The sequence below is a fragment of the Devosia sp. LjRoot3 genome (assembly GCF_964252865.1).
In the GTDB taxonomy this organism is placed as follows: domain Bacteria; phylum Pseudomonadota; class Alphaproteobacteria; order Rhizobiales; family Devosiaceae; genus Devosia.
Map to the genome: position 1 here is coordinate 87,609 of NZ_CAXUPK020000003.1, position 25,325 is coordinate 112,933.

Sequence of the window (25,325 nt, forward strand, 5' to 3'; positions counted from 1 at the left end):
GAAGGTCGATTGGTCCTTAACGCTGTTCAAACTTGTCTTTGATGGCGGCAACAAGGCGGGAGAGCCCAATGCCGTTCGATCCTTTGACCATAACTGCATCACCATAGGCAAGCGCCGCAAGTAGTTCCGGCAGGCCTTGTTCTATGCCTGTGAAATGCCGGGAAAAGAGGGCTGCAGGCAGTGCTTCTGCGAGGCGCGCCATATTGGGGCCAACGAGATAAACCTTGTCCGCACCGCTCGCCCGCACGGTGTCGGCCAGCCCCGCATGGAGGGCAGGACCGGCTTCGCCCAATTCGAGCATGTCGCCGAGTACGACGACCTTCTTGCCATTGGGCGCGAAGACCGAACCGAAGACGTCGAGGGCAGCCGTCATCGAGGCGGTATTGGCGTTGTAGCTTTCGTCGATGAGGAGAAGCGGTTTTTCTTTTGGCCCCAGGTGGATGCGCTGGCCGCGCCCTGGCTGCGGACCGAAGCCAGCGAGCGCGCGGAGGGCCGTTTCTGGAGCGATACCGGCAAGGCTCGCGACAGCAAGCGCGGCGGTGGCATTGCTCAGCATATGCCGGCCGGCAACGCCAATGGTGAGGGCGTAGCGATCGCCGCCGTTGAGAACGGTCGCAAAGCTATGCTCGCCTGCCGTCTCGGCGTCGACAATCTGCCAATCGGTGCCGCGGGCAAAACCAAAGGTGACGACGCGCCCGACGCCTGCCGCCTGGGCGGCTTCGAGGAGGATGCCGATCTGGGGATGGTCGGCATTGATGACCGCAGTGCCGCCCGGTTCGAGCCCATCGAAGATTTCGGCCTTGGCGCCGGCGATGGCTTCGAGGCTCCCGAGCTTTTCGAGATGTGCGGCTGCAACGGTGGTGATGACCGCGATATGGGGGCGCACCAGCTGGCTGAGCGGGCGGATTTCGTCAGGGGCGTTCATGCCCATTTCGAAGACGCCGAACTGGGCTGTCTCGGGCATACGGGCGAGCATCAGCGGCACGCCCCAGTGGTTGTTGAAACTCTTGATGGAGGCGTGGGTCTCGCCCGCTGCCTCGAAGACAATGCGGAGGGCTTCCTTGGTGGTGGTCTTGCCGACGCTTCCGGTGACGCCGACGATGAGGGCGCGGCTGCGGGCGCGGGCGGCGCGGGCGAGGTCGACGAGACCGGCCAGCGCGTCCGGGACAGTAATGCGCCCTGCCCCGTTGCCGCGGCTGACGAGGGCGGCTGCGGCGCCATTGGCGAGAGCGGTGTCGACGAAATCGTGGCCATCGAAGCGATCGCCCTTGATGGCGACGAAGAGTGCATCGGGGCCGATTTCGCGGGAATCGATGGAGATGGAGCGGATAGCGTCGGCCCTGACGCCCTCGGCGCGGCCGCCGGTGGCTTCGAGGACGGCGTCGATTGTGTAGAGAGGTTGGGTCATGGCGTCTTCCGCGTTGGCACCGCGTCGAACTCGATGTGACACCTCCCCCTTGACGGGGGGAGGATGGGAGGGGGTGCCCACCACCCTATCGTTCAGGGCGCGCCATACCCCCTCCCCGACCCTCCCCGCAAGGGGGAGGTGGAAGAAGGGTCGAGCGCGCCGGGACGTCTCGTTAGCCCTTGATCGCTTCAGCGACGACTTCGTGGTCGGAGAAGTGGTGCTTGGTGGTGCCGATGATCTGGTAGGTTTCGTGGCCCTTGCCGGCGACGAGCAGGACGTCGCCCTTCTGCAGGGACTTGATGGCCGACTCGATAGCCTTCTTGCGATCGGCAATTTCCTTGGCCCCTTTTGCCTCGGCCAGGATCTGGGCGCGGATGGCAGCGGCGTCTTCGGTGCGCGGATTGTCGTCCGTCACGATGACGTCATCGGCAAGTTCGCTGGCAATTGCGCCCATTTGCGGGCGCTTGCCCTTGTCGCGGTCGCCGCCGCAGCCGAAGACGACGCGGAGCTTGCCCTTGACGTAGGGACGCAGGGTGCTGAGCGCGGTGCGCAGGGCTTCGGGCTTGTGCGAATAGTCGATGAAGATTGCAGCGCCCTTGTACTCGCCGACGAGTTCGAGGCGGCCGACGGCGCCCACGAGCTTGGGGAGCGCAGCAAAGGCGTCGTTCTTGTCGACGCCGGAAGACATGGCGAGAGCCGCAGCGATCAGGGCGTTCGAAACCTGGAATTCGCCGGGAATGTGCAGGTGGAAGTCCACCAGCTCGCCGATATGGCGGATCTGCACGCGCTGGCCGTAAGCCTCGGGCTTGATCGATATGATCTCGATATAGGCCCCTTCCCGGCCGACGGTGAGCAGGGTCGCGTTGGCCGAGAGCGCGGCAAACATGAAGGGCTCGTATTCGGGATCGTCGACATTGACGATGGCGGCGCCGCCATCGACCAGGAGATCGGAGAAGAGGCGCAACTTGGCGTTGCGGTACTCGTCCATGTCCTTGTGGTAGTCGAGATGGTCGCGGCTGAGATTGGTGAAGGCAACGGCTTCGAAATGGATGCCATCGAGCCGGCGCTGGTCGAGGCCATGGCTGGAAGCCTCGACGGCAACGTGGTCGACACCCTGGGCGCGGAGGGCGCGAAGCGCCTGGTGCAGCGTACGCGAATCCGGGGTCGTCAGCGCGCCTTCGATGGTGCGGGTGGCGGTCTGCACGCCAAGGGTGCCGACGCTGGCGCCGGGCACGCCGGCATGATCCCAGATCTGGCGCACGAAGGAGGCGACGGAGGTTTTGCCATTGGTGCCGGTGACGGCAACGGAGATTTCCGGCTGCGGTTCGAACACGCGCGAGGCAGCGCGGGCATAGGAGGCGCGCACGTCCTTGACCACGATCACCGGCACGCCGGGATCGCCCACGGGGGCCGTATCGGTCACGATAGCGAGGGCGCCGCGATGCACGGCGTCTTCGATGAACTCATTGCCGTGGACCTTCTGGCCCGGCAGAGCGAAGAAGATATCTCCCGGCTCGATGCGACGGCTGTCCGAGTTGAGGCCAAAGACCGTGCCCAACCCCTTCTTGGGGCGGGCGCCAGAACCTTCGAGCAGTTGCGAAACGCTAAGAGACACGAATCAATATCCTTCTGGAAAGATCCGCCTGACTTCTGGCGGAACGATCTGCTGATCAAGCAATCCCTGGAAATCCGGGGCAATACCAAGCATGGGTGCCACACGCTGCACAACCCGGCCGGTCAGCGTCCCGGCGTTCCAGCCGGCGGTGGTGCCGGACTGTGGGTTCTCCGCCTTTGGCTCGTCCACCATGATAACAAGCGCATAGCGCGGGTTATCGAGCGGGAAAGCCGAGGCAAAAAAGTTGGTGACCTTGTTGGACGAATAGCGGCCATCGACGACCTTTTCGGCCGTACCGGTCTTGCCGCCAACGCGATAGCCCTGTGCGGCCTTGTTCATCTGCGAACCGGAGCCGCCGGTCGAGATGGCGTTGAGGCGCATGAGGTAGCGCATATAGGCGCTGGTCTGGGGCTGGATGACCCGCTCATAGAGGGGTTCGGCGTCAGCCACGCTGCGCTTGTAGAGGGTCGGCGCGATGTAATTGCCGCCATTGACGAAGGCGGCATAGGCCGTGAGCATATGGAGCGGTGAAACCGAAAGGCCGTGCCCGAACGATGCCGTAGCGGCGCCGACTTCGGACAGTTCCTTGGGAACGCTAGGGACACGCATTTCCGGTAGTTCGAACTGCACGCGCTCATCGAACTTCATGCGGCTCAGGAAGGCACGATAATTGTCCTTACCCATCGCCTGCATGATGCGGATCGTGCCGATATTGGACGAGTACTTGTAGACCTCGGGCAGGCTCAGGATGCGGTGCTTGCCGTGGAAATCGTCAATGGTGTAGCGGCCGAAACGAACGCCATAGCGGGCGTCGAACTCGTCGGTGATCCCGACCATGCCGCTATCGAGCGCACCGGCCAGCGTCACCGTCTTGAAGATCGAGCCGGGCTCGAAAATGCCCGAGGTGACGCGATTGAAGGTGTCCTTGACCAGCGCGGAGGCCGGGTCGTTCGGATTGAAATCCGGCAATGATGCCAGGGCGACGATTTCGCCGGTATAGATGTCCATCATCGCGCCGGCGGCAGCGATCGCCTGATAACGGGTCATGGCGTCGGTAAGCTGGTCGTGCAGCACGTGCTGCACACGCATGTCGATGCTGAGTTCGACCGGAGTCAGCGCATTGCCGCGGGCCAGCCCCAGTTCCTGCAGCAGCGCGATGGATTCGGTGTCCATGTGGCGCTCGATGCCGGCAATGCCCTGGTTGTCGACATTGGTCGAGCCAAGGACGTGCGAGGCCTCGTTCATGGCCGGATAGAAGCGCTTGGATTCGGTGATGAAGTCGATGCCCGGAATGCCGAGGCGCATGACCTGCTCTTCGATGGCCGGGGTCAGCTCGCGCCTGAGCCAGACAAAGCCCTTATCGCCGGTCAGGCGGTTGCGCAGCCAGGCCTCGTCAAGATCGGGCAGAACGGTGCGGAGTTTTGTCACCGCCTCTTCGATATCGATGATGCGGCGCGGCTCGGCATAGAGCGAGGGCACGCGAATATCGACGGCCATTTCGAGACCGTTGCGATCAAGGATCGGCGGACGAGTGGCGGTGATGGCGTCGCGCGTCTGGCCTTCGATGGTGGTGTCGGTTTCGGCCATGCCGAGCTGGACAAGGCGCCCGCCAACAGCGGCAAAGCCAAGGACCAGCGCCAGGATCATCCAGCGGATGCGGGCCTGGGTAAGGTTGCCGCGCGCCTTGCGCACGCCGTCGAGCGAAATGGTGGGGGCAAGACCGTCTGCGGTGATGGTCATTCGATCCCCTCCAATTCGAGAATTGCGTCAATCGGATCGACACCTGCGTCGATGGCGAGGAACAGCGCATCCATGGCGGCCGTGTCGGGCTTGGCGGGGCGCATGGGCAGATCGGCAAACGAACCGAACTGTTTCTGCTGCACCTGGCTGACACCGAGTTCGGCCTCGTGGCGGCGCACGATGGGCTCGACATAGCCGGGCTGGTTGAGCACCGCCCAATCGGCCTTGAGCGTGGTCAGATCGTCTTCCTGCTCGGAAATATGGATCTGCAGTGCAGTGCGCTCGGCGGCGGTGCCTTCGATGGAGAATTTCAGCATATAGACGCCGACCAGCATGACGATGCTGGTGCAGATCAGGAAAATATTGAGGCGCCGGATCATGCAGCCCCCCTGATAACGGGCACACCGAGCTGGTCATGCGAGACTGCGCGCGCATCGATGCCGGTACGGACGGCGCTGCGCAGGACCGACGAGCGAGAGCGCGGGTTGCGATCGAGTTCGGCAGCACCGGGCTTGGTCGCCTTGGCGACGGGGTCCCAGCGACGCGGATCGAGCTTGACCTGCGGCAGGTGGCGCGACTGGGCGGGGCCACCCTTGTCGGGGTCGAAGAAGCGTTTGACGATGCGATCTTCGAGCGAATGGAAACTGACGACAGCGAGAATACCGCCCTCGCCCAGCAAGCGCTCGGCGGCAAAGAGGCCTTCGACGAGCTGATCGAACTCGCCATTGACCGCGATGCGCAGGGCCTGGAACGAGCGCGTGGCGGGATGCGCGTCACCCGGCTTGCGGCCGATGGCTTTTTCGATGATGCGGGCGAGTTCGAGCGTTGTCGCTATCGGGGCAGCTTCGCGGGCAGCAACAATGAACTGAGCGATGCGGCGCGACTTGCGCTCTTCGCCGAAGGCAAAGAGCAGGTTTGCCAGCTCTTCCTGTTCGAGATTGTTGACGAGATCGGCGGCGCTTTCGCCGGACTGGCTCATGCGCATGTCGAGCGGCCCTTCGCGCATGAAGGAGAAACCGCGCTCGCTTTCATCGAGCTGCATGGAGCTGACGCCGATATCGAGCACGACGCCGTGAATGGGCGCGTGGGGCGCGGCAAGCGTGTCGAGTTCAGAAAACGTGCCGGGAACGAACTGGAATCGACCGGGAAAATCGGCCGCCAGTTTGTCGGCATGCGACTTCACATTGGGATCGCGGTCGATGGCGACGACTTCAGCACCAGCTTCGAGCAAGGCGCGCGAATAGCCGCCTGCGCCAAAAGTGCCATCAACGACGCGCCGGCCAGCAAGCGGCGCAAATGCAGCCACAACCTCGTCCAGGAGGACGGGGATGTGAGGCGCATTCATCACCGGGGATTCGGGCAGGTGCCGCTTGCCCATACTGACCAAAACTCCACTTCAGGCCGCAGTAAAACGACCATGCAGACCATTCCCGACAATTGCATGGGGACGCTTAAGATTCTGTTTCCCATTGGCCGCCAGCGCCCGCGGCAAAGGAAAAATGGCCCGGCAAAACCGGGCCATTTCAGAGAGTTACTCAGGAAGCGCCCAACCGGGCTTTCTTCTGCTGGGGCAGTTTTTCGCCGGTAAAGCTGCGATCGCCCTTGGCGTCGCGCAGGCGAGTCGGCAGCCCCATGGTTTCGAGCAGGCCCAGGAACGGCACCGGCGGCAGCTCCTCGATATTGGCCATGTGGTGACAATCCCATTCGCCTTTGGCGATCAGCATGGCCGCCGCAACAGCAGGAACGCCGGCCGTATAGGAAATGGCCTGACTACCGGTCTCGGCAAAGGTCTCTTCGTGATCGCAGATGTTGTAGATCAACATCTCGGCGTCGGCGCCGTTGCGCTTGCCCTTGATCAGATTGCCGATGAAGGTTTTTCCCACATAGTTGGGGGCGAGCGAAGCGGGATCCGGGAGCACGGCTTTCACGACCTTGAGCGGCACGATCTCCTGGCCTTCGGCGGTGAGAACCGGCTTTTCGGAGAGCAGGCCTAGGTTTTTCAGGACCGTGAAGACGTTGATGTAGTGCTCGCCAAAACCCATCCAGAAGCGGATGTCGGGCACACCGAGATTGGCCGAAAGCGAATGCACCTCATCGTGGCCGGTGAGATAGGTCTTGTGCGAACCGACAACTGGAAGATCGTCCGTACGGCTGACTTCGAACATCTCGTTTGATGTCCACTGGCTGTTCTGCCAGCTCCAGACCGTGCCGGTAAACTCACGAAAATTGATCTCGGGATCGAAATTGGTCGCGAAATAGCGGCCGTGGCTGCCCGCGTTCACATCGATGATGTCGATGGAATCGATCCGGTCGAAATAGTGCTGCGATGCCAAGGCCGCATAGGCATTGACGACGCCGGGGTCGAAACCTGCACCCAAAACGGCGGTGATCCCTTTACGCTCGCACTCCTCGCGGTGCTTCCACTCGTAGTTGCCGTACCAGGGCGGCGTTTCGCAGATTTTTGACGGGTCTTCGTGGATGGCCGTGTCGATATAGGCAGCGCCCGTCTCGATGCAGGCGCGCAGCACCGACATGTTGAGGAAAGCCGAACCGGCATTGAGCACGATCTGGCTTTTGGTGCGCCGGATCAGAGCCTTGGTGGCTTCGATATCCATGGCATCGAGCCGATGGGCGGCGATGAGCCCCGGGCGCTTCAGCACCTTGCGCTCAAGGATGCCGGCAATGATGGATTCGCATTTTTCGACGGTGCGGGAGGCGATGTTGATGTCACCCAGGACATCATTGTGCATGGCAGCCTTAGCAGCTGCGACCTGCGCGACACCTCCGGCACCGATGATCAGAATGTTCTTTTTCAATTGGCACGAAACACCTTCTTGGTGGTGGACATTGCCCAGCCGGGATCAGGAGAGGCTGGAGACGTAATCGGCATAGTCGAACTCGCGCACGAGCTCGATTTCACCGTTTTTCCGACGGATGGCGATACCAGGCATGTTGACGCCGTTGAACCAGTTCTTCTTCACCATCGTGTAGCCGCCCGCATTGAGCAGCGATATGCGACTTCCAACGCTCAAAGGCTCCGGAAAGTCGAATTCCCCGAACACATCGCCCGCGAGACAAGACTTGCCGGCGATGAAGTAACGGTGTGGGCCAGCGTCGGGCGCAACAGCGGCGCTCTGCCGGTAGATCAGCAGATCGAGCATATGCGCTTCGACGGCGCTGTCGACGATCGCGACAGGTTTGCCGTTTTCGACGATGTCGAGAACGCTGACTTCCAGCGTGGTCGTGTCGGTAACGGCCGTGTCGCCGGGTTCGAGATAGACCTGCACGCCGAAGCGCTGGGCGAAGGTCTTCAGCCGCGCGGCAAGGCCTTCAATGGGATAGCCGGGCTTGGTGAAATGAATGCCGCCGCCAAGGCTGACCCAATCGAGACGCTCAAGCAGACGGCCGAGCTTGGTTTCGAACTGGTCGAGCAGAGCCGAAAAGGCTTCGAGCGAGTCGTTCTCGCAATTGCAGTGCAGCATGAAGCCCGAGACGCGATCCATCACGGATTCAACCCGATCAAGATTCCATTCGCCGAGGCGGCTGAAGGGACGTGCGGGATCAGCAAGATCGAAATGGGAGTGGCTGACGCCTGGATTGACACGGAGGCCTATGGGCAGATGCCCTGCCCTGTCGGCAAAGCGCTCGAGCTGACCAACCGAATTGAAAATGATCTTGTCGGCATTGGCGATGGTTTCGTCGATCTCGCCATCGGACCAGGCGACGGAATAGGCATGGGTCTCGCCGCCGAACTTTTCGCGGCCGAGTTTTACCTCGTTGAGCGACGAGGAGGTCGTGCCATCCATGCGGGGGGCCATCTGGGCGAAAGCGGACCAGGTGGCAAAGCATTTCAGGGCAAGCAGGCACTTGGCGCCCGACTGTTCCCGGAGCTGGTCGATAAGCGCTAGGTTCCGATCGAGGGCAGTTTCGTCGATCAGATAGTATGGTGTGGCCAGAGGCATCGCGCTCAAACTCCTACAGCGTGTGCCGCCGGTCTACGGCGGAAAAAAGCGAAGGGTTCGCCTTAAAGCCATGAGAGGGAGCGCGCAAGTGCGGGGCGCCGCGCATCACCTATGCCAGAAAAGGAAAAGCCCCGGGCCGGGAGGTCCAGGGGCTCAAACATTGGCGCTGACGCGCACTACGATCGATCAGACGACAGCCGGGGGAGTAGGCGTGTCTTGGTTCGTTGTCGGCGACAGCGATTCCGTCGCGCAGAGCGAGCTGTCCTTGAATACGCAGTCGTTCACGTCGGTCGTGGATGCTGCAAAGGTCGGGGCCGCAGTGGCCGAAATGAGGAATGCAGCGACAACGCCTGCAAGAAGGGCTTTCATAGGGGATGGCCTTTTTTTGGAAACGACGAGGCTTCTAGAGCCCTCGTCTTGCTCAAGCGTTACCGCAAAGAGCAAAATTGACCCGCGGCGGCTCTGATCGCGTAGCTCTGGATGGCTACTCTCAGGGCCGTCGCCGGATGTGCCAGACACTCAAGCGAAGGCTCGAGGGTCTCAGTGTTCAGGCCCTGGGGCCGAAGCGTTTAGACGGTCGGGACCAGCGACTCGGTCTTGCAGAGGGTCTTGTCCTTGAAAACGCAATTGTCGCCCGAGGTCTGGGCGAAGGACGGGGTAGCAACGCCGGCAACCATAACCGAGGCGACGACGAGAGCGATGATCTTCTTCACTTGATGTCTCCGTGTGTGTTGACGAACGGAGATTAGCTATCCCAGCATTGCAGCAACATTGCGTGTGGCTAAAATCAGACAATAAAATCATGAACTTACCGCAATGTACCGGCAATGTAGATTAACCCAAAGTCACGACTGTGGCGTGTCGCGGGCTTTTTTGTGGCGATATGATGACAGGAAGGAGGTCAGCGCCAGTTGACCTATAAGCCGGGTTCTGTAGGGCCGCGCCGAGGCGCGACGTGGTGACCATTCATCTGAGGCGCCTGTTGCCAGGACGCTCGTGCAACCAACCCGGATGATCTGGCCTCAAAACAGGCTGGGGCCGAAACCCCGCGTCATCCCTATTTGGTCTTGCTCCCGGTGGGGTTTACCGTGCGGTCCCTGTTGCCAGGCACCCGGTGCGCTCTTACCGCACCCTTTCACCCTTACCCCGGCAGGCCGAGGCGGTTTGCTTTCTGTGGCACTTTCCCTGGGGTCGCCCCCGGCGGCCGTTAGCCGTCACCGTGTTTCGAAGGAGCCCGGACTTTCCTCCGGCAGCAGGTTACCCCACTGCCAGCGGTCACCCGGTCAACTGGCGCGCCGATGTAGGGGCGCACCCCGCCCCGCGTCAAGCGCGAAGATCAGGTGAGGAGCGGCTGCGGGCGCGGCTTGGTAATGGCCTGATAGGCAAGGTTGATCGCTGCCATACGGGCGGTGGCGACGTCGATCAGCTCTTCGGGCACACCCTTGGCGATCAGGCGATCGGGGTGGTGTTCGGCAACGAGCAGGCGATAGACGCGGCGGACTTCCTCGGGCGGCGCTTCATGCGACAGGCCGAGAACCACGTATGGGTCGACGCCCTCTTCGAGCATGACATGCTGCGAGGCGATCTGCTCGAAGCGCACTTCGTCGAAGCCGAAAATCGTGCTCACGGAGCGCAGGTAGTCGAGCTCGGCTTCGTGCACCAGCCCATCGGCCGTGGCGATGAAGAACAGGCCATCGAGCACATGTTCCAGCGTTTCGGGCGTATCGGCAAAGAAACGCGCGACCTTGCGCGCATAGGCTTCGTAGCCGGCCACGTCCTGCTTGGCGAGATTGAACAGGCGCTCGACCTGGGGCTCCTGGCCCTTGGTGATTTCAACGGTCGCGTTGAAGGCGCGCACTTCGGAGGCGGTCACGGCGCCATCAGCCATGGCCATCTTGGCCGAAAGGGCGATCAGGGCGAGCGTGAACGCAGCCTCGCGCCCACCGGGCAGCCAGGTGTCGGGATCAAGGATATTGGCAATGTGGCCCGCGACGCCGGTGCGGCGCGAAAACGAGCCGAGGAAGCTCGAAAGCTTCTGCCAGACATCGCGATTTTCTTCCGCCTTGCGTACGCAGCACAACATCTGCTTGGCCCTCACGCCGGTCGAGTCAGCCCAAATGATAGGACGCGCAAGATTATCTGTGCATTGCGCCGCGGTCCATGCCCTCTCGTGCATGGGAGCCGCTCGCTCTTTGCCGATCAGAATGGCGTGTAATAGACGTCGTCCTCGCTATAGCGCCGGATGGGACGATCGTTTTGCGGGCCCTCGTCGAGCCAGAAGCCGTTGCTGTCATAGGCCGGCACATTCTGCTGCACCCGGTAGGTGGCACTGCTCTGCTGGCCGCGACGGGCGAGGAATTCGTTGAGAGGGCCTGATTCCCAATCTTCGAGATCTTCGGCGCTGACGAAATCGGCCGGCTGCTGTTGCGTCGGCATGATCGGTGCAGCTGTCGGCTGATCGATGATCAGCGGCTGGTTCGAGGCCAGCGGAACCGAAACGGGCTGCGGACGCATGGAAAGCGGCATCGGCATCGGTGCGGTCTTGGCCGGCAGGGCGGCAACCTGCTCGGTGGGGGCCGGAATTGTGGTGGCGGGCGTCGTCGTTACGACCTGCGCGGGCTGCTGGGCGGCTGGCGTGGTGACGGGCTTGGCGGGGGCCGCGGTCGCAGGAGCATCCGCGCCTGTAATGTAGCTCGGCAGCGGCTTACCCGATTGCAGGAAACCAGAAACTGGGTCTGAAGCGCTGGTAACTGCCTGCGGTTTGGCAGCAGGCGTCGGGGCGGCCTTTGGCGCGTCGGCAACCGCGGGCTTGGTCACGGCCGGCGGCACGACGGCAGCGACCTCCGCAGCAACGGGCGCCGCATCGACAACCGCAACGCTGGGCGTATCGGAACCAGCAAAGGTCCCGGTGAGATAATCGGCAACAGGAATGCCAATGACGAGCAGCGCCCCGGCCCAGGCGAGGCCATTGGTCAGGCGGCGATCCATCTTCATAGCTCTAGTCGGCTCCGCTTTGCGTCGCGAGTGATCCGCCCTTCAAGGCGAACTTGGTGGCCATTTTATGAACCACCAATTCACATTCTTTTGCCGCCAACAAGCTGAATGAAAGCTGAACGCCGGTTCAGTCAGGCCGGCGGCCCAGCAAACGCGCCAGTGCCAGAACCAGATTGGAGCGGTTGAGCGTGTAGAAGTGGAACTCGGTGACGCCTTCGTCGAGGAGTTCCGTTACCTGCTCGGCAGCGACGGCCGCGGCGACCAGCGCATGCGTGTCCGGGTCATTCTCGAGGCCCTCGAAACGCTCGGCCAGCCAATCGGGAATCGATGCGCCACAACGGGCCGCGAAACCGGAAATCTGCTTGAACGAGTGGATCGGCTGGATGCCGGGCACGATGGGCGCCTTGACGCCGGCCTTGCGGGCACGATCGACGAAACGCAGATAGTCCGAATTGCGGAAGAACATCTGTGTGATGGCGCGGTTGGCGCCGGCGTCGATCTTACGCTTGAGGTTGTCGATATCCTCGTCCCAGCTCCCGCTCTGGGGGTGCTTTTCGGGATAGGCGGCAACGGAAATATCGAAATCGCCGAGCTTGCGAATGCCGGCCACGAGGTCGGCGGCGTTCTGGTAGCCTTGGGGATGCGGCGAGAAGGGCTTGCCGATGCCTTCCGGCGGATCGCCACGCAAGGCGACGATGCTTTTCACGCCAACTTCGGCAAAGCCGCGGACGACCTCGTCGATTTCATCGCGAGTGGCGCCGACGCAAGTGAGGTGCGCAGCCGCCGGCACGCCTGTATCGGACGTGATGTGGCGCACCATGCGCAGGGTACGTTCGCGCGTGGAGCCCCCTGCCCCATAGGTTACGGAGACAAAGCGTGGCTTCAGCGGGGCGAGCTTGCCGATCGATTCCCAGAATTTTTCTTCCATCGCATCGGTCTTGGGCGGGAAGAATTCGAAGGAAATCTGCAATTCGGGGCGCTTGTCGGCGGTCAGGCGACTGGCGCGGAGGTCGTCGTCGATCATTGGTCTATTCCGTCTTTGCGCGGTCGCTGAGGCGCCAGAGGCATACCGTCAGCCCGCCATCCATGTTCTTGCTGGGGAATTCGCGCATGGACTGCACATGCAATCCCGCCGCTTCCGCCCAGCCGGTCATTTGCTCCTGCGAGAGACCAAGCCGGCGATGGGCATGTTCGGTGCGCAGGAATTCGAGGGCGTGCGGGGCAAAATCCACGATCAAGATTTCGCCGCCGCTTTTGAGCAGGCGTCGCGCCTGCCCCAGCATTCGGCCGGGATCGTCGAAATAGTGCAGCACCTGATGGATCACCACCACATCGGCAAGGCCGATGGCAGAATCGAGGGCAGCAATGTCGCCGAGACGCACTTGGGCCTGGTTGAGCCCGGCGGCAGCAAGGCGCGAGCGCGCGACTGCAAGCATTTCGCGGCTCGAATCGACGCCGATGGCGCGCTTGTAGACGGGCGCCAGAAGTTCGAGCATGCGGCCGGTGCCGGTGCCGAGATCGACGAGGAGGTCAACGACACGATCCCTGAGAGCTTCGAGAAGTGCCGCTTCGACGGCCTCCTCGGGCACATGCAGGGTTTTGAGCAGATCCCAGCTTTCTGCAACCTTGGCGAAATAGGCTGTGGCCAAAGCCTGCTGCGCGGCGAGCGCGGCGGCTTGCCGGTCGCGGTCGCGCTGGCGCTCGGGATTGTTGTGATCGATGCGGGCAACGAGCCAGCGGGCCAGTTCCGCGCCATGGCCGTGCGGGGCGAGACCATAATAGGCCCAGGCGCCTTCAGCGTGGCGCTGGATGAGGCCGGCATCGGCAAGAAGCTTGAGGTGGCGGGAGACGCGGGGTTGGCTCTGGTCGAGGATCTCGGTAAGATCCTTGACGGAATGATCGCCATCGGCGAGCAGCGCCAGAAGCCGCAAGCGCGTGCTCTCCCCCGCTGCCTTCAATACACCGACCAGTTCAGACACACTCTGCCTCGCGCACAAGATATAAAGATATCTTTATATCTAGCAGCAAAGCGAGGTCTAGTGTTTTTTCATCTCCGGCGCGCCGTGGAGGTTGATAGCAGCGTGAAGGCAGACAAAAACGCCGCGGCAAGAGCCGCGGCGATTGAAGCTAGGCCGTCATTGCCTGTGGCTCTTGGATATGAGCCGTCGCCGCTGCCGGGTTTTTGCGCCGGAAGGAATGGGCGCGCCACAGCTCGAAGATGTTCCGGGCCTCTTCCTCATCCAGCGCCTCGAAGCGGCTGACCATCATGGTTTGATGATCATCGGTGGGCAGATCGCGCCAGGGCAAGGTGGGGGCAATGGCCCCGAAAAGGTCGGACTGGAGACCCGCGGCGCGCAGGGCAACGGTAACTGCAGCGTAGTCCTGGCTGGCGAGCCACTTCACGACGATTTCCGGAGCGACGCGTAGCATGACTGCGATCGCGGCGGCGGCGTGGTGGCCATAGCCGAAGCGGGCAAAACGGGCCAGAGCGCGGTCGTCGAGCTGCTTGCGATCGGTCAGGGCGCGCACTTGGTTATAGGCGACCTTCCACTCCTGCGCATTGAAGCCAGCACGGTTGCGGATGCGCTTGTAAACGACGGCATTGACCTTGCCGGCCGTGATCGGATCGAAGCGGCCATCGACCTCGCCGAGGGTTTCGAGAACCTTGTCGGCCACCGAGTCGATTTCACCACGAAGCGATTTCCAGTCGATCTCGGCGCGATTGCGAAGATCTTCGGCAATGGCGGCATCGTGGCTTGCCCGTTCGACGAGCTTTTCAAGCGCGGTGCGGCCGATCTCGGCATTGGCATTGCGAACCAGCTTGATGACCGAGGTGGCGTCGCCGTGTTCGACAACAGCCTCGCTGACGCGTTCGGTAACCGCAGCGCGACCGGCAATGGCGGCGCGATGCGCTTCGGACTGTTTTTCGATGATGTCGATCAGATCGTCATCGCTGAGCACGTTGGAAAATTCCAACAACGGCCGAGCCACTTCGATGTCATCATTAGCGAGCTTCACCACCACCGTGCCGGGCGCTCGCTGCAGCGGCGCCAGGATTTTGGCGACATGGGCACGGGCCTCGACTTCGACCAGTTCGGCGAGGAGACAGAGCGCCTCGTCGTACTGCACAACTTGCTCATCGTCGCACCGGTCGGAGACAAAGCTGAAGAGCTTGGCCATGTTGCGGAACAGTTGATCCCGCTCCGAATGGCTATCTTCGCCATTCAGCACACGAAAGCTCGCAAATGCTCGGCGGCCTTCTTCAAATTCACTCATAACCTTCTCCGGGCGGGATGCCGCATAGATGGAGTCAAGGTGCTCGCAGAGTCGCTTGGGAGTGCTGAAGGCAGCGAAAGGCAATTGATTCAAATTGCTGGATTCACAGGGGCCAAGAAAAAGGGCCCCGGAGTTTACCCCCGAGGCCCAAACTGTTTTCGCCACTCGGAATTAGAGCAGGTCGAAGCGGTCCGCATTCATGACCTTGGTCCAGGCGGCCACAAAGTCAGTGACGAACTTGGTCTGGGCATCGCCGCTGGCATAGACTTCGGCCAGGGCGCGGAGCACCGAGTTGGAACCGAAGGCGAGGTCGACGCGCGTTGCGGTCCACTTGACTTCGCCGCTCTTGCGATCAGTGCCTTCGTAGAGCGTCTTGGCATCGGAAGTCGCCTTCCACTGCGTGCTCATGTCGAGGAGGTTGACGAAGAAGTCGTTGGTAAGAACGCCCGGACGCTTGGTGAAGACACCATGCTCGGTGCCGCCGACATTGATGTTGATGGCACGGAGGCCACCCACAAGCACGGTCAGTTCGGGCGCCGTGAGCGTCAGGAGCTGCGCGCGGTCGAGCAGCACGACTTCGGCAGGAGCCGCCAGAGCCGGGTTCTCGTAGTTGCGGAAGCCATCGGCGGGCGGCTCGAGGTAGTCGAAGCTCGCCGCATCGGTCTGCTCGGCAGACGCGTCGGTACGTCCGGGCGTGAAGGGCACGGTCACATCGTGTCCTGCAACGCGGGCGGCCTGTTCGATACCGGCGCTACCGGCCAAGACGATCAGGTCGGCGAGCGAGATCTGCTTACCGCCGCGAGCGTTCTGGTTGAACTCGGTGCGGATGGTTTCGAGGGCTTCGAGAATGCGGGCCAGTTCGAGCGGCTGGTTGACCGCCCAATCCTTCTGCGGGGCAAGGCGAATGCGGGCACCATTGGCGCCGCCACGCTTGTCGCCACCGCGGAAAGTCGAGGCGGAGGCCCAGGCGGTGCCGACGAGATCGGACACTGACAGGCCCGAGGCCAAAACCTTCTGCTTGAGGTCGGCGATGTCAGCGGCGTCGACGAGGACGCCAGTGGCGGCCGGGATCGGGTCCTGCCAGATCAGCTCTTCCTTCGGCACTTCCGGGCCGATGTAGCGTGTACGCGGGCCGAGATCGCGGTGGGTCAGCTTGAACCAGGCGCGAGCGAAGGCTTCGGCAAAGGCCTGCGGGTCTTCGAGGAAGCGACGCGAGATCTTTTCGTAGATCGGATCGAAGCGCAGCGACAAGTCCGTGGTCAGCATGGTCGGACGGTGCTTCTTGGCCGGATCGTGAGCATCCGGAATGACAGCATCAGCGTCCTTGGCTTCCCACTGGATGGCGCCAGCCGGGCTGCGCGTCTGCACCCATTCGAACTTGAAGAGGTTCTCGAAGAAGAAGTTGCTCCACTGGGCCGGGGTCTGGGTCCAGGTAACTTCGAGGCCGCTGCCGATGGTATCTGCGCCGTGGCCGGTGCCATAGGAGCTGGTCCAGCCAAAGCCCTGCTCTGCAAGGTCTGCGGCTTCCGGATTGACGCCCTTGTGCGATTCAGCCGAAGCGCCGTGGGTCTTGCCGAAGGTGTGGCCGCCGCCGATCAGGGCAACGGTCTCTTCGTCATTCATCGCCATGCGCTTAAAAGTTTCGCGGATGAATTTTGCGGCCGAAAGCGGATCGCCATTGGCGCCCGGACCTTCGGGATTGACGTAGATCAGGCCCATTTCGGTGGCGCCGAGACCGCGGTCGAACTTGTCGAGTGGGCGGTGCTGCAGCCACTCGGTTTCGGTGCCCCAGTTGACGTCTTCATCCGGTTCCCAAGTGTCTTCGCGACCACCGGCAAAGCCGAAGGTGCGGAAGCCCATGGTTTCGAGCGCGACATTGCCGGCGAGGATCATCAGGTCGGCCCAGGAAATGCTCTGGCCGTACTTCTGCTTGATCGGCCACAGGAGGCGACGCGACTTGTCGATATTGACGTTATCAGGCCAGCTATTGAGCGGGGCAAAACGCTGCTGACCACGACCACCGCCGCCGCGGCCATCGCCGAGGCGATAGGTGCCGGCGCTGTGCCAGGCCATGCGGACGAACTGCGGACCATAGTGGCCAAAATCTGCCGGCCACCAATCCTGCGAGTCGGTCATAAGCTTGCGCAGGTCATTCTTGAGCGCCGCATAGTCGAGCTTCTTGAACGCTTCGCGATAGCTGAAGCCGGAATCGAGCGGATTCGACTTGGACGAGTGCTGGTTCAGCAGGTCCGTACGCAGCTGATTGGGCCACCAGTCGCGGTTGGCGCGCACCTTGGCGGCGCCGTGATCCACCGGGCACTTGCCGGCGGGGGCCTCGCCGTGGGGAGAATTCGTCGTATCGGTCATATAGGGGCTCCTTTGCTGCTGAGGCGCGTTATATTCAGGTGACAACCATTAGGCCAATCGATAATTCTTTCTCCATCGATAGGAAGAAATTATCGTGACAATCACCCTCAGACAGATGCGCTATGCGCTGGCCGTCGCCCGGACGGGCCATTTTGGACAGGCGGCGGATGAATGCGCCGTTTCGCAACCGGCTTTGTCGCAGCAAATCCTGGCGCTGGAGACGCTTTGCGGTTCGACGATTTTCGACCGGCTGAAGACGGGCGTGCGGCTGACCCCGTTCGGGCGGGACTTTGTCGAACTGGCACGGCCCGTGGTGGCAGCATCCGAGGCGCTGGACAATTTCGCCATGCGCAGCGTCGGGAAGCCCAATCGCCCCATCCGCTTCGGCCTGATCCCAACCGTTGCGCCCTATCTGCTGCCCGAGATTTTTCCGGCGTTGACGCAGCACTTGCCGGCGCTGAAGTTCACCATCAGCGAAAGCCGGACCGAGGCCATGCTAGAAAGCCTTGCCGACGGGAGCCTCGATATTGCGCTCATCGCATCCGAGCCGCCGGCAGGTGGTCCCAAGCTGGTGGTGTCGCCGCTCTTCGAGGACCCATTCGTGCTGGCAACGCCGAGCAGCGAATTGACCGCCGAGCCGGTGTCGCTGGCAGCGCTCGAACCGGAACGCATCCTGCTGCTCGACGAGGGGCACTGCTTTCGGGATCAGACCATTTCCGCCTGCCGGCTGGAGGGGGAACGTTCGACGCGCACTTTTGCGGCGACGTCACTCTCCACCATCGTGGAGTTCGTCGCGAATGGGCAGGGCGTGACGCTGCTACCGCAGATTGCGCTCCGCAAGGAAGCGAGCGATCCGCGCATTGCGGTGCATCAGTTGGATGACCCCCGCGCAGGCCGTCACCTTGCCTTGGTTTGGCGCGAGGCCACCCCGCTCGGCCAGACCTTTGAAGAAATCGCTAGCGTGATCCGCAAGACCCGCGCGCAAGCCCCTGTTCACCCTGCAATTTAGGCAATATGAATTTGACGGATTGTAGCGTTCCGCCGGAGTTCGTTGCACATGGCGCGTGCCCCCGCCAAGCCTGCCGCGCGGCCGGCTCGCCGAAAGACCGCTACGAGCGGCACGCGAAAAACCGCCGCCCCGGCAACGCCGGCGGCCGAACCGGCACCACCGCCAAAACGCCGGCTCGCCCTGCCCTCGCTCGATACCGGCGCAACGCTGCTCCGAAACATCATCCTCAACGTGGTTTTTGTACTGGCGGCAGCGCTCTTCATCGCGGTGATGATCGGACAGTTTCTTTATGATCAGGTGGTGATCGAGCCCATCGCGGTGCCCAAGGCGCTGATCGAACAGGGCATCACGTCGGAAGTGGCCGCGAGCCGGTTGTGGGACGGGTTGCGCGATGCGCAAACGCAGGCGCGGACCTCCAAGGCCAGCGTCAGCGCCATCCCCGATAGCCAGCGCATCCAGTTCGCCCTGCCCGATGTCGGACTGTCGCTCGATTCCATCGTCCGGCAGACAAGGCAATTCTTCAACCTGCACCAGACCCGTATCAGCGGCGAGATCGTCTGCAAGACCGAGGCCTGCACGCCCGGCGAGATGCAATTGCGCCTGCGCGTGCTCAAGGGCACCAATGAGGTGATCGACCTGCCGCCCATGGAAGGGGTAGACCAGCGCGGCTATTTCACCAATGCCGCGGTGCAGGTGCTTTCGGTGCTCGACCCCTTCGTGGCCGTCGCCGCCATCGCCGATGCGCAGCCGGTGCGTGCCACGGCACTGGCGCGGCGGCTGGTGCGCCAGCGGCACAGCGATGCCAAATGGGCGCACAATCTCATAGGCAATGTCCACACCAATGCCGCGGACTACAACCGCGCCATCAGTGAATATCGCGCGGCGCTCGCGCTCGATCCGGAATTTCTGATCGCCCGGATCAACCTGGCGCGGGCGCTGTGGCAGGCCGGTGAGCTGGATGCCTCGCAAAGTGCGTATGACGCGCTATCGGCGGCCTATCCGGACAATCCTTCGGTGGTCGAAGGCCAGGCCGAACTTCGTAATGTGCGTGGCGATGTGGATGGTGCAATCGCCCTTTTGCAGCAGGCAGCCGTACTCGATCCGGCCAGCCCGCACTATTTTGCCCGGATGGGCCAGATCGAAGAGGCTCGGGGCAAGGGCGACGAAGCATTGGAGTGGTTCAAGCGGTCGCTGGAAATCGACCCGGCCTATGCTCTTGCCGTCGAACCGCTCTTCATCGCCCATGCCGGTCGCGGCGACCTGGCCGGTGCCGAGGCGCTGATGGGGGCCGCGGCGCGCTATCAACCGATGGATGCCAATTCTCAGGCCCTGCATGGCGCGGCGCTGGGCTTTCTTGGGCTGCAGGCTGAAGCGCTTGAGGCCTATGACCGGGCGCTGGCGATTACGCCCGATGACTTCGACCTCCTCTATCAGTCGGCAAGCATATTGCAGGAACTCGACCGGGTACCCGAGGCCATCGAGCGGTTTGGCCGGGCGATAGCGCTAAGACCCTATGACCCATCAGCACGCTTTGGGCGCGGCGCGGCCTATGCGATTTCCAGCCAGAATGACCTTGCGCGGGCCGACCTTGAACGCGTCCTGGAACTTGACACATCGGGCACGCAATACGGCAATCTCGCCACCGGTTTCCTCGACATTCTCGATGGGCTGGATGCCACGGCTGCCGAGGCCGGCAAGGCGGAGGAAACCAAGCCATGAGCGAGGATTCCGGAGGCCTTGGCCTGACGAAACTCGATGCCAGCCTTTCGACGCTGCGCACCATGATCGTCAATATCGGCTTCTTCATCGCCATGATCCTGCTCATTCCCACGATGGGCGCGCAGATCGTGCGCAATCCGATCGTCATCGAACCAATCGGCGTGCCGGAGGCATTGGCTGATCGCGGGCTCACTTCGGCCGTTGCTGCCAATCGCGTCTGGGACGGGCTGCAGGATTTTTCGCAGACGGCCGCCATCGCAAGGCAGAGTTTTGTCGCCGTGCCCGATAGCCAGCTCGTCGAATTCGCCCTGCCCGGCAGCGGCCTTTCGGTCGACGCCATCGTCAAGCAATTGCGCCAGTTCTTCGGCAGCCAGGAGACGCGCATCGCCGGGGAGATCATTTGCCAGACCAGCGACTGCGCCCCGGAGGGGCAGCGGCTGCGGCTGCGAGTGGTCGGGCGCAGTATCGAGATCATCGACCTGCCGCCTTTGGGTACGACGCCGGTTCCGGCCTATTTCCGCGAGGCAGCCGCGGGAATTTACGACGTGTTGGACCCACTGATCGGCGCGGCCGCGCGCGCCGTCACCGATCCAGAGGGCGCCATCGCCCGAGCCAGACGCATTGCCACAGCCGGCGGGCCCGATGCGCGATGGGCCCATGTTCTGCTCGGCGACATCGCCCTGTCGCAGGGCAATGGCGAGGATGCCAAGACCCATTATCTCGCGGCACTCGTGGACGACTCAGCCTTCCTTGAGGCGCGTATCGGCCTCGTCCGGGCCGCCCTTGCGCTTGGGCAGAACGAGGATGCGAGGACAACACTCAGCCAATTGCCCAGCGACGGCGACAAGGCGGCAGTGATCATCCGTCTTCAGGCCGACCTTGCAGCCGCCGAAGGTGATCTCGACGGCGCGAGGCAGTTGGCCCGCGCGGCGGCGGAAGCCGATCCGCTCTCGCCTGCGCCGCTTGTGCATCTTGGCACGCTGGCGCTTGAAGCAGGAGAGGTAGAGGACGCACGCGCGGCGCTTCGCGAGGCTTTGGCAATTGATCCTGGCTATGGCGCCGCCTTGCAGGCTCTGGGCGAAATGCACCGCGCTGAAGGTGATCTCGAAGCCGCCGAAGCGCTGGTGCGCGATTGGGCCGATTATGCCCCGGATGATAGCGAGGCCCTGCGCGCCCTGATCGCCGTGCGGCTCGAACGCGAGGATTTCGAAGGCGCGGCCGAGACCTATGGCAAGCTGACGGACCTGACCGTCCTGACCCCGAATGAAGCCATGGGGCGAGCGCAGGTGCTGCAAGAACTCAAGCGCTATGCCGAGGCCGGAGACGCCATCCTTGCCCTGACCGAAGCAACGCCGCCCCTACCCGAGGCCGTGCTGCTTTTGGCTCAGCTTCACGACGAGGCCGGCCGGGCCGCCAAGGCGCGACCGCTCTATGAACACTATCTCACGCTTGGCACAGAACTGCCGGGCATCGAGATGGCAAAGGCGGCGCTGGACCGCCTGGGCGACTAGGCCCGCGCCAGGCTGCGTTGCCTGAAACTGTCGTAGGAAAAAACCATCAGCGACAGCCAGATCAGCACGAAGCTGAAAAGGCGCATGCCATTGAGCTCTTCGCCAAAGAGGAAGACGGCGACGAGAAACTGAATGGACGGGGCCAGATACTGGAACATGCCTATCGTGGTAAGCCGCAGGCGGCGGACGGCATAGGCAAAGAGCAGTAGCGGCACGGCCGTGGCCGGTCCGGTCAGGACGAGCAGGAGCATGGTCTGCGGATCGGCATGCGGGCCAAGGCCGCGCGTGGCGAGGTCGAAAGCCACATAGGCCAGCGCGAAGGGTGCGGCGATGACTGTTTCGGCAAAGAGGCCGGTGGCCGGGCCCGATGGCGCCGTCTTGCGGAAGAAGCCGTAGAAGCCGAAGGAGAAGGCAAGGCTCAGCGCCACATAGGGAATGCTGCCGAGGCCGACCGCCTGAATGGCAATGGCAACAACGGCAATGGCGATGGCAATCGTCTGCAGCCGGTTTTGGCGCTCGCCGAGCAGGATCATGCCTATGGCGACATTGACCAGCGGATTGATGAAATAGCCGAAGCTCGCCTCAAGCACCTGCCCCGATTCCACAGCCCAGACATAGATCAGCCAGTTGACGACCAGCAGCGCCGTCGAGAGTGCCACAACGCGGAACGTCTTCCAGTTGCTCAGCAGCGCCTTGGCTTCCCGGAACCCGGCTCCGAACGCCAGGATGCCGATGAGCAGGACCAACGAGAACAGCGTCCGTTCCGCCACGATCAACACTGACCCGGCGGATTCGAGCAGGTGGAACAGGATCGGCAAAAAGCCCCAGAGCAGATAGGCACCGAGCGCAGCAACAACGCCGTTACGGGTTTGGCTGGGATCGGCTGGCAGCGAGGACGGTGCAGGCGCGACTGCGTCGGGCGCCTGTTCGGGCAAGGTCATGGACGGACTCCGCGCCACCGGGGCGCTAGGCCAGCACTAACAGCCCCGGCGTTTGCGGGCCAATCAGAGTTTGTGATCGCTTTGTCTTGCATTGCTGATCGAAAAGGCCAACCTTTCAGAGTGTTGGACGTTTGGCCTCAGGGAGCCGCACAACACTCGGTTCCAGCCAGACCAACTTGCAGGAGCAGCGAATGAAAAAGACCGTCACCTGGATCTTGATCGCCGATGGCACGCAGGCCCGAGTGCTGGAAAATACTGGCCCCGGAAAAGGGCTGGCCAGCGTCAAGGGGCTGGATTGGGCCATCGAGCCGCTCCAGAGCAAGGACATCAACTCTGATCGCCCCGGCCGCGGCTTTTCTTCTGCCGGTTCCGCACGCTCCGCGATGGAGCCCAAAACCGATCCCGCGCAGCACCGGGAAGCCGAATTCGTCCGCACGGTGGCCGCGGCCCTCGACCGCAAGGCCCAGGACGGCGCCTTCGACCGGCTCGTCATCGCCGCTGCGCCACTCGCCCTGGGCAATCTGCGCAAGGTGCTCTCCGACCATGTGAAGAAAACCATTGTCGCAGAGCTCGACAAGGACCTGACCAACCTGCCGACCCTCAGCATCGACAAGCACCTCGACGGCATCATCGCGGTGTAAAAGAAATCGGCCGGAGCGACACCCGCTCCGGCCGATCTTTGTTTTCAATAGCTTGGGACGAAAACCGGAATCAGTTTCGCACCTGACCTTCTATTCGTCGTCGTCCGGTTCCAGATCGTCACCCGCCAGCGCATCGAGGAATTCCTCGAGCATCCGATTGATGAGATCGGGCCGTTCGATGCTGGGGATATGAGCCACGCCTTCGAGTACGGCAGCGAAGGAATTGGGCATGGTCTCGGACAGATGCTCGTGCCGGTCGATGAGCGCAGAAAAGTCCTCGTCGCCCACGATCAGCATGGTCGGCGACGTCACTGCGTCTACACGGCTCCAGGCATCGGGCCGCGGCTCTTCCTGCGTGAGTTCGGGCTTCGCGAGAGCCTTGGCGTTCATATCGAGAAACAACTCGCGTACCGAACCGCCGACGCGGCCGCTCTGAGCGCGCGGACCATCGAGCCACTCGTGGGCCTGCACCTTGTTGAGCAGGTCGAGGTCGCCGCGCTCCCAGGCATCTTCCTCTGCCATTTCGATGGCGCTTTCCTCGGCCGTAGCGCTCCAGGGCGCTCCGGTGACCGAGGTGCCAATCAGCACGAGACCGATGACACGGCCAGGATGGCTCAAGGCAAAATCGATCGCCAACCCACCACCCATCGAGCAGCCGACAAAGATCGCCGCGTGAATGTCGAAGGCGTCAAGAATCGCTTCGAGATCTTCGAGATGGCTAAAGGGCTCGTCGGGGCTTTCGGCATCGCCATAACCGCGTCGGTCGTAGGCAATGGCGTGCCAGCCATTGTCGGCAGCAAGCCGCATCTGGTCGTGCCACATGCGATTATCGCAAACACCGGCATGGAGGAAAACGACCGGCAGGCCGTCGCCCATTTCGACACCCGTCAGCGTGGCGCCGTCGATATCAATCGTGAATTCGTCCATTACCACGCGCAGATTTCCGTTTCAGTCGCGTCGCTCTTCCAGCAGGCCTGGTCTTTCTTGGCCCTGAAATAGGTTCCCGGCAGGGGCACCGAGCGGCCGCCTTTTTCATAGGTGGCGCTAACCAAGCCCTGCCCGTCTGCCTCGATCCAAAGTTCGAAGGTCGGTTTGCCCGCCGCCGAAATGCGGAAGCTGCCAGCCTCGTCAAGCCGCTGGAAATCGCACGAATATTCGCCGTCGTCAGTGGTGAAACAACGCGCTTCCTTTGCCATCGTTGCCGACGACATCACCAGCATGGCCAGCAATGCGGCGAAAGTGGCACGAGCCGGTTTCATTCGAACACCAGGGCGCAGAACTTGGTGTCGTCCCGCTCCGCCTGCCAGCAGCCGGGCTCTTCCGGAAGTGGGGCGAATGCGCCCAGTTCCTCAGGGAGCTGACCGGGCTTGGCGTCGGCAGCAATGAGGTAGCCGAGCCCTTCATTTTCTTCGACAAGGGCGAAGGCGAAGGTCTGGCCGTCGGGCAAGGCAAAGGTCAGTCCGCCGCCATCGGTCTCCACATCGCATTCAAACTCATCGTAACCCGTCAACGAGCACTGGCCCGATACGGCCAATGCCGGAGCCGCGAGGGCAAGGCTGGCTGCCAGCATCGCCCCCGTGATCATAATCTTCATGCATTCCCCCAGAACGCCAGATAACCAAAGACCCTTGGGCCCTGGAAACCAAGCTTATGGCAGAAATCGCAGCAAACCCAATGTGTATTATTGCGCTTTGACGACGATGGTAAAGGCCGACTTCTTGGGAAAGCGGCCTATTCGTCGGGGCGGCCGGCAAGCAGCGGGGTCAGCGCACGCTCGATATCCTGCAGCGAATAGGGTTTGACGATAACGGCATGGCTCTGCCACTCGGGCGGCAGCCCCGCGCGGCCATAGCCAGTCGCAAAAATCAGCGGCACGCCGCGCTCTTTCAATATCTGCGCCACCGGAAATACCGTTGTGCCACCGATATTGACGTCGAGAATGGCGACATCGACCGGCCCCAGCGTCTCGGCCATGGCGACTGCCTGATCGAGGCGCATTGCCTGTGCCACCACTTCGCAGCCGAGATCGGTAAGGACATCTTCGAGACCGAAGAGAACCAGCGTTTCGTCCTCGACGACAAAGGCCCGGCTACCGGTAAACTTGGCCAAGAACGGCTCCTGTGCGCAATCGAAGGCCGACTC

23 protein-coding genes and 1 other RNA gene are annotated in these 25,325 nt (G+C 62.5%); 4 read left to right on the plus strand and 20 right to left on the minus strand.

Annotated features, from left to right (window positions below; genetic code table 11):
* Positions 1–16 precede the first annotated feature (16 nt).
* The 15 genes from ACSQ2A_RS11415 to katG all read right to left on the minus strand — a co-directional run bounded on the left by ACSQ2A_RS11415 (position 17) and on the right by katG (position 17,362).
* Positions 17–1,408 carry a UDP-N-acetylmuramoyl-tripeptide--D-alanyl-D-alanine ligase gene (locus ACSQ2A_RS11415; RefSeq protein WP_436072344.1) on the minus strand — a complete coding sequence of 464 codons (1,392 nt, stop codon included), beginning with the start codon at positions 1,406–1,408 and terminating at the stop codon, positions 17–19.
* A gap of 172 nt (positions 1,409–1,580) precedes the next feature.
* Positions 1,581–3,023, minus strand: a complete 1,443-nt coding sequence (locus ACSQ2A_RS11420) for a UDP-N-acetylmuramoyl-L-alanyl-D-glutamate--2,6-diaminopimelate ligase (protein WP_436072345.1) — start codon at positions 3,021–3,023, stop codon at positions 1,581–1,583.
* 3 nt (positions 3,024–3,026) lie between these two features.
* The gene (locus tag ACSQ2A_RS11425) at positions 3,027–4,763 is read right to left on the minus strand and encodes a peptidoglycan D,D-transpeptidase FtsI family protein (RefSeq protein WP_295411481.1); all 1,737 of its coding nucleotides are present in this window, start codon (positions 4,761–4,763) and stop codon (positions 3,027–3,029) included.
* A complete protein-coding gene (ftsL, locus tag ACSQ2A_RS11430; protein ID WP_295411480.1) occupies positions 4,760–5,143 on the minus strand; it encodes a cell division protein FtsL in 384 nt (127 codons plus the stop codon). Before ftsL ends, ACSQ2A_RS11425 begins: the two co-directional genes overlap by 4 nt.
* A complete protein-coding gene (rsmH, locus tag ACSQ2A_RS11435; RefSeq protein ID WP_436072346.1) occupies positions 5,140–6,141 on the minus strand; it encodes a 16S rRNA (cytosine(1402)-N(4))-methyltransferase RsmH in 1,002 nt (333 codons plus the stop codon). The genes ftsL and rsmH overlap by 4 nt, the downstream gene beginning before the upstream one ends.
* 157 nt (positions 6,142–6,298) lie before the next feature.
* Positions 6,299–7,579, minus strand: coding sequence for a saccharopine dehydrogenase family protein (locus tag ACSQ2A_RS11440; protein WP_436072347.1), 1,281 nt, complete (start codon positions 7,577–7,579; stop codon positions 6,299–6,301).
* Between the two features lie 45 nt (positions 7,580–7,624).
* Entirely contained in the window at positions 7,625–8,725 is a 1,101-nt protein-coding gene (locus tag ACSQ2A_RS11445; RefSeq protein WP_436072348.1) for a carboxynorspermidine decarboxylase, read from the minus strand.
* Between the two features lie 569 nt (positions 8,726–9,294).
* Positions 9,295–9,438, minus strand: a complete 144-nt coding sequence (locus ACSQ2A_RS11450; protein ID WP_295411476.1) for a hypothetical protein — start codon at positions 9,436–9,438, stop codon at positions 9,295–9,297.
* A 190-nt stretch (positions 9,439–9,628) separates the two neighbouring features.
* Positions 9,629–10,016, minus strand: an RNA gene (gene rnpB, locus ACSQ2A_RS11455) — RNase P RNA component class A.
* 45 nt (positions 10,017–10,061) lie between these two features.
* Positions 10,062–10,808 carry a J domain-containing protein gene (locus ACSQ2A_RS11460; protein WP_056309759.1) on the minus strand — a complete coding sequence of 249 codons (747 nt, stop codon included), beginning with the start codon at positions 10,806–10,808 and terminating at the stop codon, positions 10,062–10,064.
* 116 nt (positions 10,809–10,924) lie between these two features.
* On the minus strand, positions 10,925–11,719 hold the full coding sequence (locus ACSQ2A_RS11465; RefSeq protein WP_436072349.1) for a hypothetical protein: 795 nt from the start codon (positions 11,717–11,719) through the stop codon (positions 10,925–10,927).
* A 127-nt stretch (positions 11,720–11,846) separates the two neighbouring features.
* On the minus strand, positions 11,847–12,743 hold the full coding sequence (gene metF, locus ACSQ2A_RS11470; RefSeq protein ID WP_436072350.1) for a methylenetetrahydrofolate reductase [NAD(P)H]: 897 nt from the start codon (positions 12,741–12,743) through the stop codon (positions 11,847–11,849).
* Positions 12,744–12,747: 4 nt separating this feature from the next.
* Positions 12,748–13,698 (minus strand): ArsR/SmtB family transcription factor, encoded by a 951-nt coding sequence (locus tag ACSQ2A_RS11475; protein WP_436072351.1) that lies wholly within the window; start codon positions 13,696–13,698, stop codon positions 12,748–12,750.
* Positions 13,699–13,846: 148 nt separating this feature from the next.
* Positions 13,847–14,995 carry a DUF2336 domain-containing protein gene (locus tag ACSQ2A_RS11480; RefSeq protein WP_295411472.1) on the minus strand — a complete coding sequence of 383 codons (1,149 nt, stop codon included), beginning with the start codon at positions 14,993–14,995 and terminating at the stop codon, positions 13,847–13,849.
* A gap of 171 nt (positions 14,996–15,166) precedes the next feature.
* A complete protein-coding gene (katG, locus tag ACSQ2A_RS11485) occupies positions 15,167–17,362 on the minus strand; it encodes a catalase/peroxidase HPI (protein WP_436072352.1) in 2,196 nt (731 codons plus the stop codon).
* Between the two features lie 94 nt (positions 17,363–17,456).
* On the opposite strand from katG, the gene ACSQ2A_RS11490 reads away from it, so the two are divergent.
* The 3 genes from ACSQ2A_RS11490 to ACSQ2A_RS11500 are packed head-to-tail and all read left to right on the plus strand — an operon-like array spanning position 17,457 to position 21,601.
* A complete protein-coding gene (locus tag ACSQ2A_RS11490; protein WP_436072353.1) occupies positions 17,457–18,371 on the plus strand; it encodes a hydrogen peroxide-inducible genes activator in 915 nt (304 codons plus the stop codon).
* 48 nt (positions 18,372–18,419) lie between these two features.
* On the plus strand, positions 18,420–20,090 hold the full coding sequence (locus ACSQ2A_RS11495; RefSeq protein ID WP_436072354.1) for a tetratricopeptide repeat protein: 1,671 nt from the start codon (positions 18,420–18,422) through the stop codon (positions 20,088–20,090).
* Positions 20,087–21,601 carry a tetratricopeptide repeat protein gene (locus ACSQ2A_RS11500; RefSeq protein ID WP_436072355.1) on the plus strand — a complete coding sequence of 505 codons (1,515 nt, stop codon included), beginning with the start codon at positions 20,087–20,089 and terminating at the stop codon, positions 21,599–21,601. The genes ACSQ2A_RS11495 and ACSQ2A_RS11500 overlap by 4 nt, the downstream gene beginning before the upstream one ends.
* Here ACSQ2A_RS11500 and rarD read toward each other — a convergent pair.
* Entirely contained in the window at positions 21,598–22,542 is a 945-nt protein-coding gene (gene rarD, locus ACSQ2A_RS11505; protein WP_436072356.1) for an EamA family transporter RarD, read from the minus strand. The two genes, ACSQ2A_RS11500 and rarD, sit on opposite strands and share 4 nt — an antisense overlap.
* Positions 22,543–22,733: 191 nt before the next feature.
* Here rarD and ACSQ2A_RS11510 point away from each other — a divergent pair, with 191 nt between their 5' ends.
* Entirely contained in the window at positions 22,734–23,183 is a 450-nt protein-coding gene (locus ACSQ2A_RS11510; RefSeq protein WP_295411467.1) for a host attachment protein, read from the plus strand.
* Positions 23,184–23,273: 90 nt separating this feature from the next.
* Here ACSQ2A_RS11510 and ACSQ2A_RS11515 read toward each other — a convergent pair whose 3' ends face one another.
* From ACSQ2A_RS11515 to ACSQ2A_RS11530, 4 genes are all read right to left on the minus strand, one after another.
* Entirely contained in the window at positions 23,274–24,110 is an 837-nt protein-coding gene (locus tag ACSQ2A_RS11515) for an alpha/beta fold hydrolase (protein WP_436072823.1), read from the minus strand.
* Positions 24,110–24,442, minus strand: a complete 333-nt coding sequence (locus tag ACSQ2A_RS11520) for a hypothetical protein (protein WP_436072357.1) — start codon at positions 24,440–24,442, stop codon at positions 24,110–24,112. The genes ACSQ2A_RS11515 and ACSQ2A_RS11520 overlap by 1 nt, the downstream gene beginning before the upstream one ends.
* Positions 24,439–24,777, minus strand: coding sequence for a hypothetical protein (locus ACSQ2A_RS11525; RefSeq protein WP_436072358.1), 339 nt, complete (start codon positions 24,775–24,777; stop codon positions 24,439–24,441). The genes ACSQ2A_RS11520 and ACSQ2A_RS11525 overlap by 4 nt, the downstream gene beginning before the upstream one ends.
* Before the next feature lie 137 nt (positions 24,778–24,914).
* A complete protein-coding gene (locus ACSQ2A_RS11530; RefSeq protein ID WP_295411464.1) occupies positions 24,915–25,292 on the minus strand; it encodes a response regulator in 378 nt (125 codons plus the stop codon).
* Positions 25,293–25,325: the final 33 nt, after the last annotated feature.